The organism is Streptomyces sp. NPDC026515, assembly GCF_055567595.1.
This window is the reverse complement of record NZ_JBVHQD010000019.1, coordinates 113329-131327: the sequence shown is the minus strand read 5'-3', so window position 1 is coordinate 131327 and position 17999 is coordinate 113329. Positions and strand designations below refer to the sequence as shown.

Annotated in this window: 15 protein-coding genes and 2 pseudogenes; 13 read left to right on the top strand and 4 right to left on the bottom strand. The window is 71.0% G+C overall.

Annotated elements, in window-relative coordinates; translation table 11 throughout:
* Positions 1–57: 57 nt before the first annotated feature.
* Positions 58–573: pseudogene (locus ACZ4O3_RS33505) on the bottom strand (lectin); the annotation flags it as partial.
* A gap of 336 nt (positions 574–909) precedes the next feature.
* On the opposite strand from ACZ4O3_RS33505, the gene ACZ4O3_RS33500 reads away from it, so the two are divergent.
* From ACZ4O3_RS33500 to ACZ4O3_RS33450, 11 genes and pseudogenes are all read left to right on the top strand, one after another.
* The gene (locus tag ACZ4O3_RS33500; RefSeq protein ID WP_467725833.1) at positions 910–1455 is read left to right on the top strand and encodes an EF-hand domain-containing protein; all 546 of its coding nucleotides are present in this window, start codon (positions 910–912) and stop codon (positions 1453–1455) included.
* A 182-nt stretch (positions 1456–1637) separates the two neighbouring features.
* Complete coding sequence (locus ACZ4O3_RS33495; RefSeq protein ID WP_467725831.1) at positions 1638–1928, top strand: DUF5133 domain-containing protein; 291 nt, start codon at positions 1638–1640, stop codon at positions 1926–1928.
* Positions 1929–2017: 89 nt separating this feature from the next.
* Positions 2018–2578 carry a hypothetical protein gene (locus ACZ4O3_RS33490; protein ID WP_362716388.1) on the top strand — a complete coding sequence of 187 codons (561 nt, stop codon included), beginning with the start codon at positions 2018–2020 and terminating at the stop codon, positions 2576–2578.
* Between the two features lie 207 nt (positions 2579–2785).
* Entirely contained in the window at positions 2786–3724 is a 939-nt protein-coding gene (locus ACZ4O3_RS33485) for a L,D-transpeptidase (RefSeq protein WP_362716406.1), read from the top strand.
* Positions 3725–3821: 97 nt separating this feature from the next.
* The gene (locus ACZ4O3_RS33480; protein ID WP_467725830.1) at positions 3822–5495 is read left to right on the top strand and encodes an esterase-like activity of phytase family protein; all 1674 of its coding nucleotides are present in this window, start codon (positions 3822–3824) and stop codon (positions 5493–5495) included.
* A gap of 263 nt (positions 5496–5758) precedes the next feature.
* Entirely contained in the window at positions 5759–7138 is a 1380-nt protein-coding gene (locus tag ACZ4O3_RS33475) for a S8/S53 family peptidase (protein WP_362716393.1), read from the top strand.
* A gap of 62 nt (positions 7139–7200) precedes the next feature.
* Positions 7201–7737 (top strand): hypothetical protein, encoded by a 537-nt coding sequence (locus ACZ4O3_RS33470; RefSeq protein ID WP_362716395.1) that lies wholly within the window; start codon positions 7201–7203, stop codon positions 7735–7737.
* Between the two features lie 313 nt (positions 7738–8050).
* The gene (locus ACZ4O3_RS33465; protein ID WP_467725828.1) at positions 8051–8758 is read left to right on the top strand and encodes a beta-glucanase; all 708 of its coding nucleotides are present in this window, start codon (positions 8051–8053) and stop codon (positions 8756–8758) included.
* A 130-nt stretch (positions 8759–8888) separates the two neighbouring features.
* Positions 8889–10343, top strand: a complete 1455-nt coding sequence (locus ACZ4O3_RS33460; protein WP_467725827.1) for a WGR domain-containing protein — start codon at positions 8889–8891, stop codon at positions 10341–10343.
* A 412-nt stretch (positions 10344–10755) separates the two neighbouring features.
* Positions 10756–11182: pseudogene (locus ACZ4O3_RS33455) on the top strand (lamin tail domain-containing protein).
* Positions 11183–11351: 169 nt separating this feature from the next.
* On the top strand, positions 11352–11726 hold the full coding sequence (locus ACZ4O3_RS33450) for an STAS domain-containing protein (protein WP_467725826.1): 375 nt from the start codon (positions 11352–11354) through the stop codon (positions 11724–11726).
* 40 nt (positions 11727–11766) lie between these two features.
* Here ACZ4O3_RS33450 and ACZ4O3_RS33445 read toward each other — a convergent pair whose 3' ends face one another.
* Positions 11767–12192 (bottom strand): DUF6233 domain-containing protein, encoded by a 426-nt coding sequence (locus ACZ4O3_RS33445; protein WP_467725824.1) that lies wholly within the window; start codon positions 12190–12192, stop codon positions 11767–11769.
* A gap of 210 nt (positions 12193–12402) precedes the next feature.
* Here ACZ4O3_RS33445 and ACZ4O3_RS33440 point away from each other — a divergent pair, with 210 nt between their 5' ends.
* Together ACZ4O3_RS33440 and ACZ4O3_RS33435 are read left to right on the top strand one after the other, a co-directional pair.
* Positions 12403–13053, top strand: coding sequence for an NAD(P)-dependent oxidoreductase (locus ACZ4O3_RS33440; protein WP_467725822.1), 651 nt, complete (start codon positions 12403–12405; stop codon positions 13051–13053).
* A gap of 61 nt (positions 13054–13114) precedes the next feature.
* On the top strand, positions 13115–14143 hold the full coding sequence (locus ACZ4O3_RS33435; protein ID WP_467725821.1) for a S66 family peptidase: 1029 nt from the start codon (positions 13115–13117) through the stop codon (positions 14141–14143).
* 22 nt (positions 14144–14165) lie between these two features.
* Here ACZ4O3_RS33435 and ACZ4O3_RS33430 read toward each other — a convergent pair whose 3' ends face one another.
* Both ACZ4O3_RS33430 and ACZ4O3_RS33425 read right to left on the bottom strand, forming a co-directional pair.
* Complete coding sequence (locus tag ACZ4O3_RS33430; protein ID WP_467725819.1) at positions 14166–14843, bottom strand: alpha/beta fold hydrolase; 678 nt, start codon at positions 14841–14843, stop codon at positions 14166–14168.
* Between the two features lie 86 nt (positions 14844–14929).
* Positions 14930–17950: a glycosyl hydrolase gene (locus tag ACZ4O3_RS33425; protein ID WP_467725817.1), complete on the bottom strand. Its 3021-nt coding sequence runs from the start codon at positions 17948–17950 to the stop codon at positions 14930–14932.
* Positions 17951–17999: the final 49 nt, after the last annotated feature.

The following is a 17999-nucleotide window of genomic DNA, read 5'->3' as shown; positions in this document are numbered from 1 at the left end:
ACTGGCGGTCAGGGCGCCGGGCGGCTGGGGACCGTAGTGGGTGGCCCAGCACTGTTCGCCGGACTGCTGCGCGGGGGCGTTCCACTTCTGGTTGGCGGCGCCGGTGCAGGTCCAGATCTGGATCCGGGCACCGTTCGCGGAGGAGCGGTCGGTGACGTCGAGGCATTTGTTCGCGGCCGGGTTGACGATGTCGTGGGCGGCGGTGACGGTCCATCGCTGGTTGGCGGCGCCGGTGCAGGTCCACAACTGGACCTTGGCACCGTCGGCGGTGGAGTTGGCCGTCACGTCGAGGCACTTGCCGAGGGCGCGCAGGGTGCTGTCGGCGCCAGGGGTCCACTGCTGGGCGGCGGTGCCGTTGCAGTCGTAGAGCTGGACCGGGGTGCCGTCGGCGGTGCCGGCACTCGCGACGTCGAGGCACTTGCCGGCGAGACCGGTGACCGTGCCGGTCGCCGCGGCCGCCGGTGCCGCGGTCAACGGACTGAGCAGCAAGGCCGTCAGGGCTACGACAGGAGTTCCGCGTAACGCGGTGGTGAGGAGGGGGAGCGAGGAGGGGGAGGAGGAGCGAGCAGCCATGGGGGTGGGGAAGCCTTTCCGAGGCGGCACGTGGGTGCGGCGGACACCGACAGGACGCACGTCGGGACAACCTGACACCGGGAAAGTAAAAGGTCTATACCAAGCCCGTCAAGGTGTGAACATGACAGAATCGCCGCCTGGCGCAGAATGGCGTGACCCTGCCCGCCGGGGGCCGCGCCCCGCGATGGCTGTGCTCTTGACGACGGCCCAAACCGGCGCGCGTGGCGCGGACCCGGCGGGCGGGGTCGTCGGCCTGGGGGCCAGTGAGCGCGTGCGCCGTTGGGGAAGCGGCGCCGGCGGACAGCATCTCCTCAGCACCGTGCGAGGAGGCATGTGATGGCCAGTGAGTTCCAGCGGGAAAAGCTGCGGGCGATGTTCGACGCGTTCGACGCGGACGGCAACGGATATCTGGAGGAAGCGGACTTCGCGGCGCTCGCCATCCGTTGGGGCCGGTTGCCGCGTGTGAGAACGGAGACGGGGCTGGCCGTGCGGGTGGAGAGCGTGATGAGGGGCTGGTGGCAGCAGCTGTCGGCCGCCGTCGACACGGACGAGGACGGCAGGATCGACATGGATGATCTCCTCGCCATGGTCGACCTGCTGCCTTCCGTTCCGGACGCCGTCACCGCCACGGCCGACACCGTCTTCGACGCGGTGGACGAGAACGGCGACGGGCAGATCAGCCGCGGCGAGCACAAACGCCTGATCGACACGTGGCACGGGCAGGTCATCGAGACAGGGGACGTGTTCGACCGCCTGGACCTGGACGGCGACGGCTACCTCAGCCGCGCGGAGTTCGCCGCCCTGTGGACCCAGTTCTGGACCAGCGACGACCCTCGCGAGCCGGGCAACCTGATGTGCGGTGAGCCGCCGCACGCCCGGTAGGTGTCCTCGGCCGCCGCTCGGGGGGCGCCCCTCCAGGTATAGACCTCTAGGTGCGGGGCAGACGGAGACTCACTCGTCGCGATCCCGCGTCGAGCGGTGGCGCACGGCGCCATCGGTGCAACCTGTGCCTCGCCGTGGCGCCGACGCGCCCGCGAGCCGAGCTTGGGGGAGTGGGAAGCGACATGATTCTTCCGGCGGAGAAGGAACTGCGGGCCGCGCTGGCCCGGTTCGCCGACGCGCGCATCGAGCACGACGTACGCCCCACCGGCCGCACCAGCCGTCGGCTGGAGGACGCCACCTACACGCTGTGCGTGATCACCGGAGCCACCGGCACCGAGCAGGCCCTGCACATGGCGGACAGCCTGTTGCAGGGTTACCGCTCCAGCCGCGAGGACGGCACCCGTGAGGACGGCATCCGGGAAGAGGGCATCAGGGAAGAGGACATCCAAGAGGACGAGACCCTGGCTGCGTAGGCCCGCCCGGGGCCTGGCCGACGGGGTGCGGCAAGACCCGGCCCCCGGTCCGCCGGTACGGTGCGGGTGAGCGGAGAGGAGGCACGCCGGTGTGCACGGTGGACCATGAGGCCGCGGCGGTGGCCGCGACCGCGGCTCTGACGGCCGCCTATCCATACCTGAGGCAGGAGGGTTCTCCGCATCCGGCACTGGAAGGGTGCGAGGGCGTGGAGTGGTCCTCCATTCCCGGCTGCCCGGGCGATGTCCCGGTCGTCCTGCGCGGGCTGCTCGATCCCGGCGCGGCCGAGATGGCCGAACGGGCACTGGACTGGCTCGTGATGTCGGGACCGATGTCCATCAGCGCCACGATGCCGGCGGTCCTCCCGTACCTGCTGCGGCTGGCGGCCGACCCGTCGGTCCCACGCCGGAACGAGGTGTTCGGTCTCGTGCTCGTGGCCGCCGCGCTGTCCGCGCCGGCCAACCCCGACAGCGCGTGGGACCTGGCGGTCAGCGGTCCCGAGGAGGACCACCCCGAACGGGCCCTGTGCCGGGCGGCATTCGTCGCCGACGCGGCATGGGTACGGCGTCTGCTGGCCGACGGCGGACAACCGGCCGGCTTTCACCTGGACGAGGACGAGCGGGCGTCCCTGGCGCGGGTGGCCGGTCTGTGACGCGCTGGCCGGCTTCTGACCGGCTCCTCCCGGGGGGCGCGCCGAATCTTGAGACAGGCTTTACGCGCGAGAGGCAACCGCGGGCCATGCCATCACTGTCTGAGACTAAGTTGGGAGTCCGGTCCGTACGGGCCGGAGAACGAGAGAGCGGGGCAGGCTGTGGGGCGGCGCAAGGGCGGCATAGGAATCGCACTCGTCACGGGCATGATGCTGGTGGGTGCGAGTGCCTGCGGCGGAGGCGGCAGTGACAAGGCGAGCGGCGGCGACGCGAAGCCCTCGGTGAAACCAAGTGCGAGTGCCTCGCCCACGCCGACGAAGCCCGCGGGTCCGCCGATGCTGCTGGACACGATCACCCCGCAGACGGGCACCACCGTCGGTGTGGCGATGCCCATTTCGGTGATCTTCACGAACCCGGTGGCGGCCAAGGCGCGGGCCACGGTGGAGAAGCACATGAAGGTGAGTGCCTCGCAGCCGGTGGCGGGCGCCTGGCACTGGATGGGCGACAGGCGCGCCGACTGGCGTCCCAAGACGTACTGGCCCTCCGGTACGACGGTGAAGATCGACGCCGACATGAAGGGCGTCAGCAACGGCAACGGACGTTACGGCGTGCACGGTTACACGCACACCTTCAAGATCGGCGACGACCTGCGTGCGGACGTCTCGGTGACCGGCCACACCATGAAGGTGACCCGCAACGGCCAGACGGTACGCACCCTGTCGATCAACGCGGGCAGCGCCGAGTACCCGACGTGGAACGGCACGATGGCCGTCATCGACAAGCAGGAGAAGGTGCACATGACCTCCTGCAGCGTCGGCATCAGCTGCGACAAGGGCAGCCCCAACTACTACGACCTGACCCTGCCCTGGGACGTCCACCTGACCCAGTCGGGCACGTACGTGCACTACTCGACCGGCGACCCGAACCCGGGCAGCGGCAGCGCCCGCGGCTCGCACGGCTGCGTCCACCTGTCCATGTCGGACGCCAAGTGGTTCTACGGCCAGGTCAAGCAGGGCGACCCCGTGACCATCACCGGTTCGCCCCGGGCCAAGGCCCCGGCCGACAACGGCTACGCCGACTTCAACCTCGGCTGGGACGAGTGGCTCGCGGGCAGTGCCTCGGGTGAGCAGACGACGGGGACGCTCTGAGCCACGGCTGCCGCAAGAGCGAAAGCAGGCCGGTTCTGAACCGTCGGTTCACCCAATGACGACTCGGAGTTCATCACTGACCTACAAGTTCTCAGGTATGACCTCGAGACCTCGCTTGCGCAAGCGCACCCGGATCGGAACGGCGATCGCCGTCACCGTCGCCGTGGCCGGCACCGGAACAGTCGTGGCCCAGGCCCACGGCTGGCTGTCGGCCCCGACGCACGACTTCGACGCGACCGCAGACTCCTTCTCCGGCCATGACAAGGTCACCGGCGACGTGCTGCGCAACGACTCCGGCGCGACCGCCGTCGTGCGGCACACCGACCCGTCCCACGGCACGGCGACGGTCGACGCGGACGGCACGTTCAGCTACACGCCGAGCCCCGGCTTCAAGGGGACGGACACCTTCACCTACACGGCGACCGACGCCGTACAGCTGTTCAAGGACACGCAGCCGAACGGCGCCCCGCTGCCCTCGCTCGCGACGGTGGCGGGCCCGGGCGGCACCACCACCCAGATCTCCGGTGAGGGCTACGGCTCCGCGCTCGCCCCGGTGCCGGGCAGGTCGGGCCGCTTCTACGGCCTCACCGACCGCGGCCCCAACGCGGACGCCCCCGACGGCAACAAGTCCGAGATGCTGACCGACTTCATTCCGCAGATCGGCGAGTTCAAGCTCGTCAAGGGCAAGGCCGAGCTGGTCGGGAAGATCACCCTGAAGGGGCCCAAGAGCCTTGGCGGCGTGCCCTACAGCGGCCGGCCGCCGCACGACACGACCGAGGTGATCGACGCCGTCAACGCGACGAACGCCGGCGGCGGCACGCCCGTGCCCGTCCAACGGGATCCCTACGGTTACGACTCCGAGGGCCTGGTGGCACTGCCCGACGGCACGTTCTGGGTCTCGGACGAGTACGGCCCGTACCTCACGCACTTCGACGCCAAGGGCTACGAGCTGGGCCGGCTGACCCCGTACAAGGACAGCCAGGACAACCAGTACCACAAGGTCGTCGGCCACCTGCCGGCCGAGCTCGCCAACCGCCTGAAGAACAAGGGCATGGAGGGCCTGACGGTCACTCCGGACGGGTCGACCCTGGTGGGCGTCATGCAGGCCGCGCTCCAGCAGCCGGATCTGGGCACCACCAAGGCGTCCAACCTCTCGCCCACCCGCATCGTCACCGTCGACCTGCGCACGCTGAAGACGAAGCAGTACCTGTACCTGCTGGACGACCCGGCCACCACGGGCGACGCGAACAGCGAGATCACGGCGCTGTCCGACACGAAGTTCGTGATCGACGAACGTGACGGCAACGTCGAGCCGTTCGCCCAGAAGTCCCTCTACGAGGTCGACATCAACGGCGCGACCGACGTGAGCGGAGTGACGATCGGCGGCAAGTCGCCCGAGGCGTTCGTCGGCAAGGTCGGCACCGACGCCGCGCTCACCGCGCTCACCGGTGCCGGCGTCCAGGTCGCGCAGAAGCAGCCGTACCTCAACGTCGGTACGCTGGTGAGCCAGTTCGACCCCAGTGGGAAGTTCTTCGCGCACGACAAGGTCGAGGGCATCGCCACCACGGACGCCGGCAGGACGCTGTACCTGTCCAACGACGACGACTTCGGCATCGACACCATCGCCGTCGACCCCGACGGGAAGTGGACCGTCCACCAGAAGGTGCTTCCGGCCACGGGTCAGACCGACAACGGCGAGATCCTGAGGGTCGACACCACCAAGTTGCCGGCCGTGCTCAAGACCGTCACGGTGACGATCCACGTGAAGTGACGCACGCGAAGCGAAGCCCGGGGCCCGTCCACTCCGGCGGACGGGCCCGCAGCGCGTGACGGCGACACACCCCGTCATGGAAGCCGACGGCACAGACATGACGGGGTGTCAGAAAAATTCCTGGCCGTTCGGCGAACTCTTCGGCGTCTGCATGGATCCCACGGGCGTGACGCGTCGCATGGCGCGTCGCACCCAACCAGGGGAACGCAGAAGGGATTCGTGGATCCGTGCAGCGAAGAAGAGAAAGACGCACCGTCCTGCGCTTGGCCGCGGGGGCGGTCGGCGGGAGGCGCCGGACGGCCGGGGGGCTTGCCGTCCTGACCGTGGTCTCCGCCCTGTTGGTCGGAGCTCTGACCTCCTCCCACGCCGTGGCCGCGGCGCCGACGGCCGACGCCGGGACCGCCCGGACGGCCGCCGTAACCGACGGCGGCGACCCGGTGGTGCGGCTGCGTCAGGAGGTGCGGTCCGGGTCCCTGCTGGCCGCGCACGGCGTGCGCAGCGTATGTCCGCGGTGCGCGGCCCAGGTCGTCACGGTGAAGACCGGCAGCGCCACCCCGCTGCGCGCCTCCGCGCCCGCCGGTTACGGTCCGAGCGACCTCGCCAAGGCCTACGGCCTGCCCGCGAAGTCGAAGAGCACCGCCACCATCGCGATCATCGACGCGGGTGTGGACGCCACCCTGGCCTCCGATCTGGCCACCTACCGCGCCGCTTTCGGGCTGCCCGCCTGCGGCACCGCGTCCGGCTGTCTGACCTTGAAGAACTACACCGGTGGCAAGCAGCCGGCACCGCAGAGGAGCGGGGCCGGGGCGGCACTGGAGGAGGACGTCGCCCTGGAGACCTCGCTCGACCTCGACGCGGCCTCCGCCGCCTGCCCCACGTGCCACCTGCTGGAGATCTCCGTGCCCTGGCAGGACGGCGAGGACGACAACGACGTGTCCACCGGTGACTTCGCCAAGGCGGTCGACACGGCGGTGGCCGAGGGAGCCTCGGCGATCAGCATCAGTTACGGGTACACCGCGGACGTGACCAACACGAGCGGTGCCTACCTGAAGGCTCTCCGGCACAAGGGCGTCGCGATCACGGCGTCCACCGGAGATTCCGGTTTCAACGGCGGCATCCACCAGTCATGGCCGTCCGACCTGCCCTCGGTGACCGCGGTCGGTGGTGTCACCCTGCCCGCCGACGCTCCGGCGACGGGCTGGTGGGCCGCCGGCAGCGGCTGCGAGACCCGCTTCGCCGCGGCCACCGGGCAGCCGAAGTCCGCCACCGCCGCCTGCGGTCACCACCGGGCCGCCGCCGACGTGTCCGCGGACGCCGACCCGGCGACCGGTCTGGCCGTCTACGACACCTATGCGCCGAGCAGCGGCGAGCCCGACGACTGGACCATCGTGGGCGGTACGAGCGCCTCCGCGCCCTACATAGCGGGCCTGTACGCCCGGGCCGGCCACCTGGCCGCCGTCCAGGGCCCCAACACCCTCTACAAGGCCCCGCAGTCCGACTTCACTGACGTCACGGGCGGGAACAACGAGGACTACCGGCAGTGCGCCGACTATCCCGGGACCAGCGCGTCGCTGTGCAACGCCGGCAAGGGCTGGGACGGGCTGACCGGAATCGGCATGCCCCACGGCCTGGGCGCGTTCTGACCCACCTCTTCCGCCACCACCGATTCTGCTTCCACCGACGAGAAACGAGAGGACCCGTCCCCATGCGTCGAAGGACTCGGGCCACGGCCGTCGCGGCGGCGCTGTCCGCCATGCTCCTGGCCGGCTCCGCGATGGCGAGCGCCAGCCCCGCCAAGCCATCGGCCAAGCCATCCGTCAAACCGTGCTCCACCAACAACGTCTCGTTCTACTTCGGCGGCTACTCCTACGGACTCAGCCACCGCAGTTTCGACCTGACGCTCCTCGCACACGACGGCATCACCTGCACCCTCAGCGACACCCCGCTGATCACCTTCAGCTCGCCGCCGGACGAGACCCACAAGCTCCCGGTGACCGTCAACGGCCGCGGCGGCACCCTCGTGCTGCGCTCCGACTCGCCGCTGCACACGACCATCGCCTACTCGGTCCCCGACGCACCGGAGAACAAGGTGCAGGTCAGCGGATTGAAGCTCGCCATGCCCGACGGCAGCAGCCGCGCGACGAGTTTCCTCTTCCCCGGTACGACCGACATCTACAAGGGCGGCGTGTACGTCACGTCCTGGTCGACCGGTCTCGGTCTGGGCCAGGAGGAGGAGCGCTGACCACCGAGGGCGGGCGGGTGACACCGCGCGGGCACCGGTGACCCCGGGGTCGTACGGTCCGGGCCGCCGAACCGTACGACCCCGCGTACGATCCCGGCCACGTCCTCCCACCGGCGTGTGAGCCGCGGTGGCCGTCGCCTGCCCGGCGGGAGAACGTGTTCGTATGCCGTGAAGCGGTTCGAACGCGGACGGTTGCCCCTTCACGCCCAGGTGCGAGGATCACCGGGGGACCGGCGGCCACCGCATGGCCGGCCGCCGGGCCGGGCAGCACAGCGGCATCCGATGCCGTGTCCGCCACCGAGGGAGCACGCACGTGAGCGACGTCGTCTTCACGGCCGATTTCACCTCCGCCCGGCAATGGGTGGCCGGACGCTCCTGGGCCTATCCCGGCGGCGGCCCCACCAACCCCGACGACAACAAACTGGACTGCCTCACCTCGGATGCGGCCTACTGCCGCACCGGCACGTTCCGCGCCACCCGCAGGACCGACGGCTGGTGGAACACCGGCCTGCTGACCACCGAGGGAAGCGAGGAGGGCTTCACGGTCCGCACCGGTGACCAGCTCCGGGCGCGGGTCCGCCTCCCCACCGGGCTGGGCGCCTGGCCGGCGATCTGGACCTGGCGGGACGGCGGAAACGAGGTCGACGTCTTCGAGTACCACCCCGACAACCCCGATCTGCTGGAGTTCACCAACCACGTCGGTCAGGGACACACCTACCTTCACCACCCGGCGGTGCGTCCGGGCGGGGCCGTCGACCTCGGGGTGACCTTCGGCCGGCGCAGTGTCCTCTGGGCGCTGAACGGCACCCAGGTCTTCGCCGACGGACGGGGTGTCGGATCCGGCTGGTACGCGCACCTCATCGTCAACCTCTCCGTCTGCGCCGGCCGTTACCACCCCCGCCCCGACCCCAAGACCACCGAACTCTCCTACCGGGTCGAGAACCTGACGGTGCACCGCCCCGTGATCCCGCACGCGGCGGAATCCCACGACGACGAGGCGAGGGCCGGGACGGGCGCCTAGACGGCGCGAGCGAGCGGGGCCGGTACCGGGCGGGCGCACGAAGGCCGTTGTCAGTGCCGCCGACTACGGTTTGACCAGTGGGATTCGCCGGATCAACGGCGGATCCGTAACGGGAGGGGTCTGGTCTGCCATGTCCACCGGTTCTGCGGCAGTGTCGACGACGTACCTGGAGCTGTCCCAGGAAGACGGCGCCGCGCACAAGTTCTACGAGGTGTCCGTCGCCGACCTGGTGGTGACGGTGCGGTACGGCCGGATCGGCGCCGAGGGGCAGACACAGACGACGACGTTCGCGACGGTGGACAAGGCACGGGCCGCGGCCGCGAAGAAGGTCGGCGAGAAGGTCCGCAAGGGATACGCCCCGGCCGTGCGGGGAGTGCGCGCGCCACGCTCGGTGACCCGGCGTCAGGTCGCGTCGGCCCCCTCCACCGCGCGCTCCGCCGCGCCCGTGCTGTGGCGCTTCCGCACCGGATCCGCCGCGTTCGGCATCCACGTCGACGACGACCGCTGCTGGGTCGGCAACCAGTCGGGCGATGTGTACAACCTGGACCACGAGGGCGGCGTGCTGGCCCGCTTCAGCCTCCCGGACGGCGTGAAGTGCCTGGTCGCCGACGACTTCTGGATCTACGCGGGCTGTGACGACGGCAAGGTGTACGACCTGTCCTCGAAGCTGCCGTTCGTGGCCTACGACATCGCCGCGGACGTCGACATCTTCTGGCTGGACATCCACGAGGGCGTGCTGGACGTCTCCGACCGCGACGGCCGGCTCACCGTCATCGACCACGAGGACGAGCACCAGTGGGCCCGCCGCAGCCAGGGCGAGCAGGCCTGGATGGTCCGCGCCGACGAACATGCCGTCTACCACGGCCACAGCAGGGGCGTCACGGCCTACGCCCCCGACGGCGGCCGGGAGCTGTGGCACACGCCCACCAAGGGCGGGGTGCTGTTCGGCTGGCAGGAGGGCGACGTGGTGTACGCGGGCACCGCCCACAAGGCGGTCCAGCGGCTCTCGAAGGCGACCGGCGCGATCGAGGCGACGTACACCTGCGACAGCGCCGTGTACTCGTGCGCCACCTCGCCCGGCGGGCGGTTCGTGTTCGCCGGTGACGCGTCCTCGTCCGTCTACTGCTTCGACCAGGACGGCACCCGGCTGTGGAAGCTGGGCACCGGCGACGGCTCGGCGCTGTCGATGCAGTACCACGACGAGCGGCTCTACCTGGTGACCACCGACGGCTCGCTGGTCTGCGTGGACGCGAGCGAAGCGGCCGTGACGGCGGCCCAGCGGGGCACGGTGCCGGTGCCGCGGGACGTCAAGCTGGCCGCGGCGATGCCGGCCCACGCGCCCGCCACGACCGTGAGCGCGGTGGCCACCGTCGCGCAGGCGCCGACCGGGGCGATCGTCGTGGAGTGCGTCCAGGAGTCGGGCCGGGTCCGGGTGCACGTCGTGTCGGAGGGCTTCGACCAGTCGCTGAACGTCCAGTTCCCGCGCGCGATACGCGAACCCGGGGCCCGCTACGTCGTGGACTCCCTGCACACGGCGGCGGGCGGCTTCTACCGGGTGCGCGGTGACATCCGGCGACTGCTCTGACCACAGGTACCGGTTCAGGGCGGGCGGGATGACCATCCCGCTGGACGTTCCGCCCACTTCGCGAACGTCCCGCCGCTCTCGCTTCCGTGCGGACTTTCCGACGACCGCGACCGTCCAAGTCCCGGCCCCGCCCGGTCGCTCCCGTTGTTGCTCACTTTCGGGTGACGGCCTGGGTGGTGGGGGTGGTGCGGTGGGCCGGCGGGTGGGGCGCAAGCCCGCAGTCCGTGGGGGATCGAGCGGTGGGTGGGCGTCAACACCGCGCATTCGGCGCATACATGGAGGTTGCAGGGGAGAGTCATAGGAACATGACGGAACTGTCGTGACCTTCGCGTACCCCTCACCTTCCCTCCGCACGGCGGGCAGGGTGTGGGTGTGCGGCCGACCGGCCGCCGACCCGCACCACGCATCCCGGGTGGCCTGCGACGTTCCCGTCGCCTGCCCGCACGGCGACGTGGTGATCAGCAGGGTGCAGTACGACTCCCCGGGACGCGACGACCGCTCCAACCGCTCCCTGAACAACGAGTGGGTGGACATCACCAACGCCACCCGTCGGACGGTGATCCTGGACCACTGGACCCTGACCGGCAGGGACGGCCGCCGCTACACCTTCCGCCACGTCCGTCTGGAAGGACGGGCCACCGTCCGCGTCCACACCGGGGGTGGGCCGCGACAACGCCCGCGACGTCTACCAGGACCGCCGCGGCTACGCCTGGGACGACCACAACGACACCGCGACCCTGCGCAACGACCATGCCCGCATCGTCGACCAGGTCAGCTGGGGCCACCGCCACGGCCACCACAACGGCGGCCACCGCAACAGCACCCCCAACCGCCACTGACCCACCCGTCGGCGACCCGGTCCTGAGCCGGGGTCGCCGGCGCTCCCGGTGCTTTTGACCCAGCCCGGCCCGTCACTCCGTTCCGCGGTGGTGACGGGCCGGACGCATGTCTCTTCGAGCTGGTGCCGTTCTCTCGCGCGGGCGAGATCTTCACGACATACTCACCGGCATGAGTTCCGCGGATGGCGAGGACAGGCGGCAGGATCCGACCACGGCGCATGCGGGATCGCTGCCCCGTGTGGTCCAGTGCGAACACGGCGACGCGTGGCTGGTCGCCGTGTTCGGCGCCTTCGACCTGAATTCGGCCTCGGCCCTGGCGGCGGCGCTGGAGGCCGGAGCACGGACGCACGACAAGGTGGTGCTGGACGCCGCCGGCCTCACCTTCGCGGACTCGACCGTCCTGAACCTGCTGCTGCACTTCAACCGGACGGCTGTGCTCCGCGTGGCCAGGCCCGCCCCGCCGCTGGCGAGGGTCCTGGAACTGACGGGAGCGGACACCGTCCTGGATGTCCGCCCGACCGTGGAGGACGCGGTCGCCCGTTGACGGGCGCGCGGGGCGGCAAGGAGGCACCGGTCCTGACCGGTCATGCGGTGCCGATGCCCAGTTCGGTGTCCGGGTGGCAGGCATCGCAGGCCTGGAAGCCCTTGTGGTCGTTCGTGAGCACCTCGCGGGCGACGTCGGCCTCGATGGGACGGCTGGCCGTGAGCCCCTTGGTGCAGTCACCGGTGTGGACGAGCGCGGTCTTCGAGGCGCTCGTGGGCCGTTCGACGATGTAGCGGGTCGCCGGGCGGCCGTCGGAGTCGCGGCGGGTGGCCGGGGCCGGGGGCCGCTGGGGTGCGGGGGGCGCGGGGCGTGGGACCGCCTTGCGTTCGGTGCGGGAGATCGCGGTCAGGACGGCACCGCGCTGTAGACGCAGGTAGGTGGCGACGGTCTCGGTGTCGGCGATCTGCTTGTCGAGGTGCGCCAGGATCGCCCGGAGGCGCGGAGGATCAGGCGGCAACTCGTTCATGTGTTCGATTCTAGACGATCCGGCGCCCGACCCAGGTGTGACGTGCGGCCGGCGGCGGGTCCGTGTCACCGGTCCCGCTCCCCATCTGGTCGGACGGTGTCGTCCGATGGGGTCATGTTCGTCCGGGGCGAGCCGATGCGGCAGGCCTGTAGCGAAGTGATCTCACTAGTCTGCGGGCCCAGTGACGACCAACGGGAACAGGAGACTCGCATGTCCAAGATCACCCTGTTCGGTGCCACCGGCACCCTCGGATCCCGCATCCTGGACGAGGCGCTCCGTCGCGGCCACAGTGTCACCGCCGTCGTCCGTGACCCGGCGAAGATCGACCGGGACGACGCCGGCCTGACGGTGGTCACCGGGGACGTTCTGGACCCGGAGTCCGTCGCCGCGCATGCCGGGGGACAGAGTGCTGTCGTCAGCGCGGTCGGCGGAGGTGGCGGGCCGGGCCACATCGCCACCATCAAGCCCAGCGCCGAATCCCTCGTCGCAGGTATCCGCACGCTGGGCGCCGGCGCACCGCGGCTCATCCTGGTCGGCGGTGCCGGTTCCCTGCGCAACCCGGACGGCTCGCAGGTCTGGGACGCGGAGGGTCTGCCGGAGTTCCTGCTTCAGATCATGCACGCCCACGGGGACGCCCTGGACTACTGCCGCACCGTCGACGACGTGAGGTGGACGTCGCTCAGCCCTGCCGCGACGATCGAACCGGGCGAGCGCACGGGCACCTACCGCACCGCCACCGAAGACCTGATCGTGGCCGAGGACGGCAGCAGCCGCATCTCCGCGGAGGACTACGCGGTGGCCCTGCTCGACGAGATCGAACGGCCACAGCACATCGGTGAGCGTTTCACCGTCGGCTACTGACCGTTCGGGGCGCGGGGAACTCGGTGCCGCACGGGCAGGGCACCGTGCCAGAATCCGGCGCATGGCCATTCGCTACCCGTCCCCGCTGCGTCCCGGTGACCGTGTCGGTGTCACCTCGCCGTCGAGCGGGGTCCCGACCGAACTCCGTGCGCGTCTCGATGTCGCCGTCCGGCACGTCCGGGACCGCGGGTACGAGGTCGTCGTCGGCCGGTGCATGGACGGCTCCGGGCACGTCAGTGCGTCGGCCGCCGAGCGCGCGGGCGAACTGATGGCGATGCTGACCGACCCCACCGTCAAAGCCGTCGTCCCGCCGTGGGGCGGGGAGACCGCGATCGACCTCCTGCCGCTGCTCGACTGGGACAGGCTGCGGGAGGCCGAGCCCACCTGGCTGGTCGGATTCTCCGACATGTCGACCCTGATCACGCCGATGACCCTGCTCACCCGGACGGCGACCCTCCATGGCAACAACCTCATGGACACGCCCTACCGAGTGCCCGACGGACTGCGGCCGTGGCTCGACATCGTCGCGGCGCCCCCGGGGCACCGGTTCACCCAGACCCCGCCCGGTCGCCACCGGAGCAGCGGTTTCGACGACTTCGCGGCCTTCCCCGACGTACGCGAGTACACGCTCGACTCCGCGGGTGCCTGGACCCGGCTCGACGGGAGCGGTGACGTCGAGGCCGAGGGGAGGCTGATCGGCGGCTGCATCGAGACACTGTGCAATCTCACCGGGACGGCCTGCCTGGACGTCTCGGCCTTCGCCCTCGAGGAGTCACCGGACGGGCTCCTCGTGTACGTGGAGGCGGCCGGCGACGATGCCTTCACCATCTGCCGGAACCTGCATGGCATGAGGCTCGCCGGGTTCTTCGACCACGCGAACGCGGTGCTCGTCGGCCGGACCCACGCACCCGGTAACCGTTCCCTCAGCCAGCACGAGGCCGTCCTCGACGCGCTCGGCTCCCTGAACGTGCCGATCGTCGCCGACATCGAGTGCGGCCACGTCCCGCCCTACATGCCGATCGTCAACGGGGCGTACGGCCGTCTCGTTCACACACCCGGCCGGAGCGAACTGACGCAGACCCTGGACTGACGCCGGGGCGACCGGCTGTGGATCAGGCGGAGCCCGGCGGCAAGTCGCGGAGAACCGCGGCGAGGCCGTGCGGGTCGCGGCGGGCGATGTTGTGGCCGACGGGAATCTCGTGGACTTGCCAGTCCGAGTCCTCCCGGAGCCGTTCCGTCAGGGTCACGAACGGGCTGCCCGCCCATGCGCCACCACTGATGAACGTCCGGCCGAGCGCATGGCCGGGGTCGCCTCCCAGGCTGACCGACTGGACGAAGCTCGCCATGGGGTGCGGTCGCGCGCGAGGGTCGAGCCCGTCGGGAACCGCGACCCACCGGCCGTCGCCGCGCGCGCCGGCCACGAACAACTCCCGAAAACCGTCGCTGGTCAAAGACCAGCACGAATCCCCGTCCTCCGGAACGTAGGCGTCGATGAAGACGAGCTGGTCGAGGCGGTCGCCGAGCCGGTCCGCGACACCGGCGATCACCATCCCGCCGTAACTGTGTCCGCACAGAGCGAGCGGCGCGCCGTCGCTGCTCTCCACGATCTCGGCCACCTGGTCGATGTGAGTGTCGAGATTGGGCGGACGGTCCACATCGACCGGACCGTCCAACTCCAATCCCGACAGGGTCACCGCCTCGACCTGGTGACCGTCTCGGTTCAACTCGGCGGCCACCGAGTCGAACACCCACCCGCCTTGCCAGCCCCCCGGCACCATCACGAACTTCACCGCGACATCGTAGGCCAGGCGGAATCCGGGGAGTTCAGCCGGCGGGTACGGCTACCGAGCGCCCGCGGCCCCTGTCCCCGGCTTGTTCACGACACGGTCTGCTCGGCGTAGGGGACGAGTCGGACCGGGCCGACGAGGCCGTAGGCCTGGCGTGTCGCGGTTCCGAACACCGTGGGGTTGCTGACCCGCAGGCGGTTGAACAGCGGGACGGCGACCTCGACTTCGAGCGTGTTGGAGCCCGCGCGGAGGTGGCCGCCGAGGTCGGCCACGGGGTTGAGGCGGTCGACCGGGTCCAGCCGGACGCCGTTGACGGTGACCCGGCAGGTGTCGGTGACGCTCCCCAGCCGCAGCAGGGCGCCCGTCGAGGACGACCACGTCCTCGGCAGCGTGACGGTCGTCCGGTAGCGGCCGATGCCGCCGACGTCGGCCAGCTCCGGGATCTGCGACCAGGGCAGCAGCCCGTCCAGCGGGAGGGTGTGTCCGACGGTCTCGGTGCTGTCGGCGTCGGGGCCGGGCCGCCAGTCGTCGACGGACAGGGTCCACTGGTCGAGGGTGAGAGGCACCGGTACCTCGGGAATCCTCGCGGTGACCGTGCGGCCGTCGGACAGGGTGGTGGTGTACGTGCCGGCCGTCGTCGCGCGCACGGTCAGCGAGCCGTCCGCGAAGCGCACGCTGTCCGCGTCGGTGGCGACCGCGTGCGGACGGGCACCGGTCCGGTCCCCGAACAGGGCGGGCCGCGCCAGCGCGACCATCAGGGTCTCACCGGGCTGGAGGGTCACCCGGAAGGTGAACGCGTCGTCGTCCTGGGCGTACTCGGCGAGCCGCGTGACGCGGCCGGTCCAGGGGTCCAGGAGGTAGGGGACGGTGCCGGAACCGGAGCGCGCGGTGCTGTGCACCGTCACGTCGTGGTCGATGGCGGCCACCGCCGGCTTGACGGTCTCGGCGTGCTTGCCGTTGCAGAAGTAGTAGAAGTCGGCTTCGTCGGTCGCGCGGTGCGCGTTGAGGAGTGTCGAGGAGACGCTGTAGGAGACGTCGGACGTCACCCCGAGGTCCTCGAAGGCCGCACCGACCAGGGTCTTGTCGGTGACCTGGCGGACGTTCGGAAGGGCCAGCAACCGCGCGGTGAGCGACCGCACTTCGGCGGTCTCGCCGTCGTCGGGAAGGCCCGGCGTGAGAGCCTGGTCGAAGGCGCCGAACAGCACGGTGGGCAGTCCCGCGCGGGCGAACGCGAGCAGCCTGCGGGCGTCGGCGACGGCCAGCGTCGGGCTGGAGCCGTAGAAGAAGTCGCCTTCCAGGAAGAGGGCCTTGTAGGCGGGCCCGTCCGGCGCGAGGCGTCTGCCGGACACCCGGGCCGAGGGCAGGTCGAGCAGCGGTCCGCTGAGGAACTGGTGGGTCCAGCCGAGCGGCACACCGGTCGAGGTCAGCCAGGACGCGCCGATGCCGGTCGCGCTGTAGCCGGTCTGCCGGAAGACGGCGACGTCGGCGCGGACGGTGCCGGACTGGAGCACCCGGTGGACCCGGCCGAGATAGCCGGCGATGTCCGGGACGTGCCGCCAGGTGGGCTGGCGCGGCCCCCATGACTCGCCGTATCCGGGTGCACCACTGTACGGACTGAACGCGGCGAACCCGGGCCAGCCGACGCCCGGCGCGGTCGCGTAGGAGAACCCGTGGATCACGGTCTGGTTGACGCCCGCCGCGTACGCGCCGCCCATGGTGCGCAGGAACTTGTCCCAGGTGGTGTTGTAGGCACCGCCCGCGTACGCGCCGGCCTCGCAGGACAGGATGCGGTGGCCGGCCATGTCCCGGCCGCCGGCGAGGCAGCGGTAGTCGTCGAGGTTCTTGAAGCCGAGTGATTCGCCCTCGGGGATGTCCAGGAGGGCCGCGGAGGCGATCGCGTCGGTCTGCAGGCCGTAGGGCTGCGAGCGCAGCCGCATGCCGTGGCCGTGCGCCCAGTCCTTCAGGGCGCCCAGGTGGTGCTCGTCGAAGAGGTTCGAGACCGTCTCCCAGAAGTCGTGGCGGATCTCCTGGGTGAGCCGGGCTTCGAAGGCGAAGATCAGGTTGCCCTTGTCGAGGACGACGGCCGGCAGGTACGGCGACAGGTCCCGGCCGGTGTGCCGGCGGAACGCGCCGGGCAGGCCGGGCGTCCACTGCAGGCCGCTGGACTCGAGTTCCACGGAGTCCTCGAAGAAGGCGCCGCCCGCCGATCCGAGCAGTCGGCGCAGCGTGGCGTCGAGGATCTCGTGGTCCCAGTAGCGGGTGACGGCCGCGGTGCCGGGCGCGCTGAAGTGGTCGACGACATACGCGGCGGGGGAGGAGTGCGGTCCCGCCTCGGGCTGCTGTCCCGAGCCCCGCTGCCAGTAGGAGAGGATCACCCAGGTCGCGGAGTCGGGCGGGGTCCAGGCCAGCCGGCCGTCGACGACCAGGGCGCTCAGGTCGGTGACGCTGTCGGCGTCCAGGCCGGTCGCCTTGCCGCTGGAGTACGCGGTGTTGACCCGGGCGGCCTGCACCGCGAACAGTTTCTGCGCGGTGACCCCGGAGGCGGGACCGTAGACCGAGGCGGGCACCGGGCCGTCGTAGGTGGTGCCGCCCGTCAACGTGACTCTGCCGTAGGCGAGTTCCTTGGCGGCCGCGTCGTCGTCGGGGGTGACCCCCGGTACGGCGACGGGCCAGCTCGGGCCGAGGGTGAGGTCGACGGTCAGGCCGCGCCGGGCCGCCTGGCGCAGTGCGGCCTTGACGCCCTCCCGCCAGGGGGCACTGCCCCAGCCGTGGTGGGCGGTGTCCAGCACGGAGGTGTCGGTGATGCTGTGGTGCACGGCGGCGATCTCGGCGCCGCCGAAGCCCGCGTCGGCCATCTGGTCGATCTCCCGGGCGGCTTCGGCCGGATCCACCAGTCCGTCCGGCCACCACCAGCGGAACTTCGGCCGCACCGACCGAGCCGGTGCGGCGAACCAGTCCGCGGAGGGCGAGGCGCCCGTGGCGACCGCCCCGCCGGGGGCGGCGACGGCGTCCGCCGCCGGGCCGAGAGCCGCGAGAGCACCGGCGGACAGACCGGCCGCGAGCACCGTCCGGCGGGTGGTCCCGGCGCGCTGAGCGGAGGATTCGTGCATGGTTCAACCCCAAGTCGTCCCAAGGGCGATCACGGACAGGCCCAGAGAT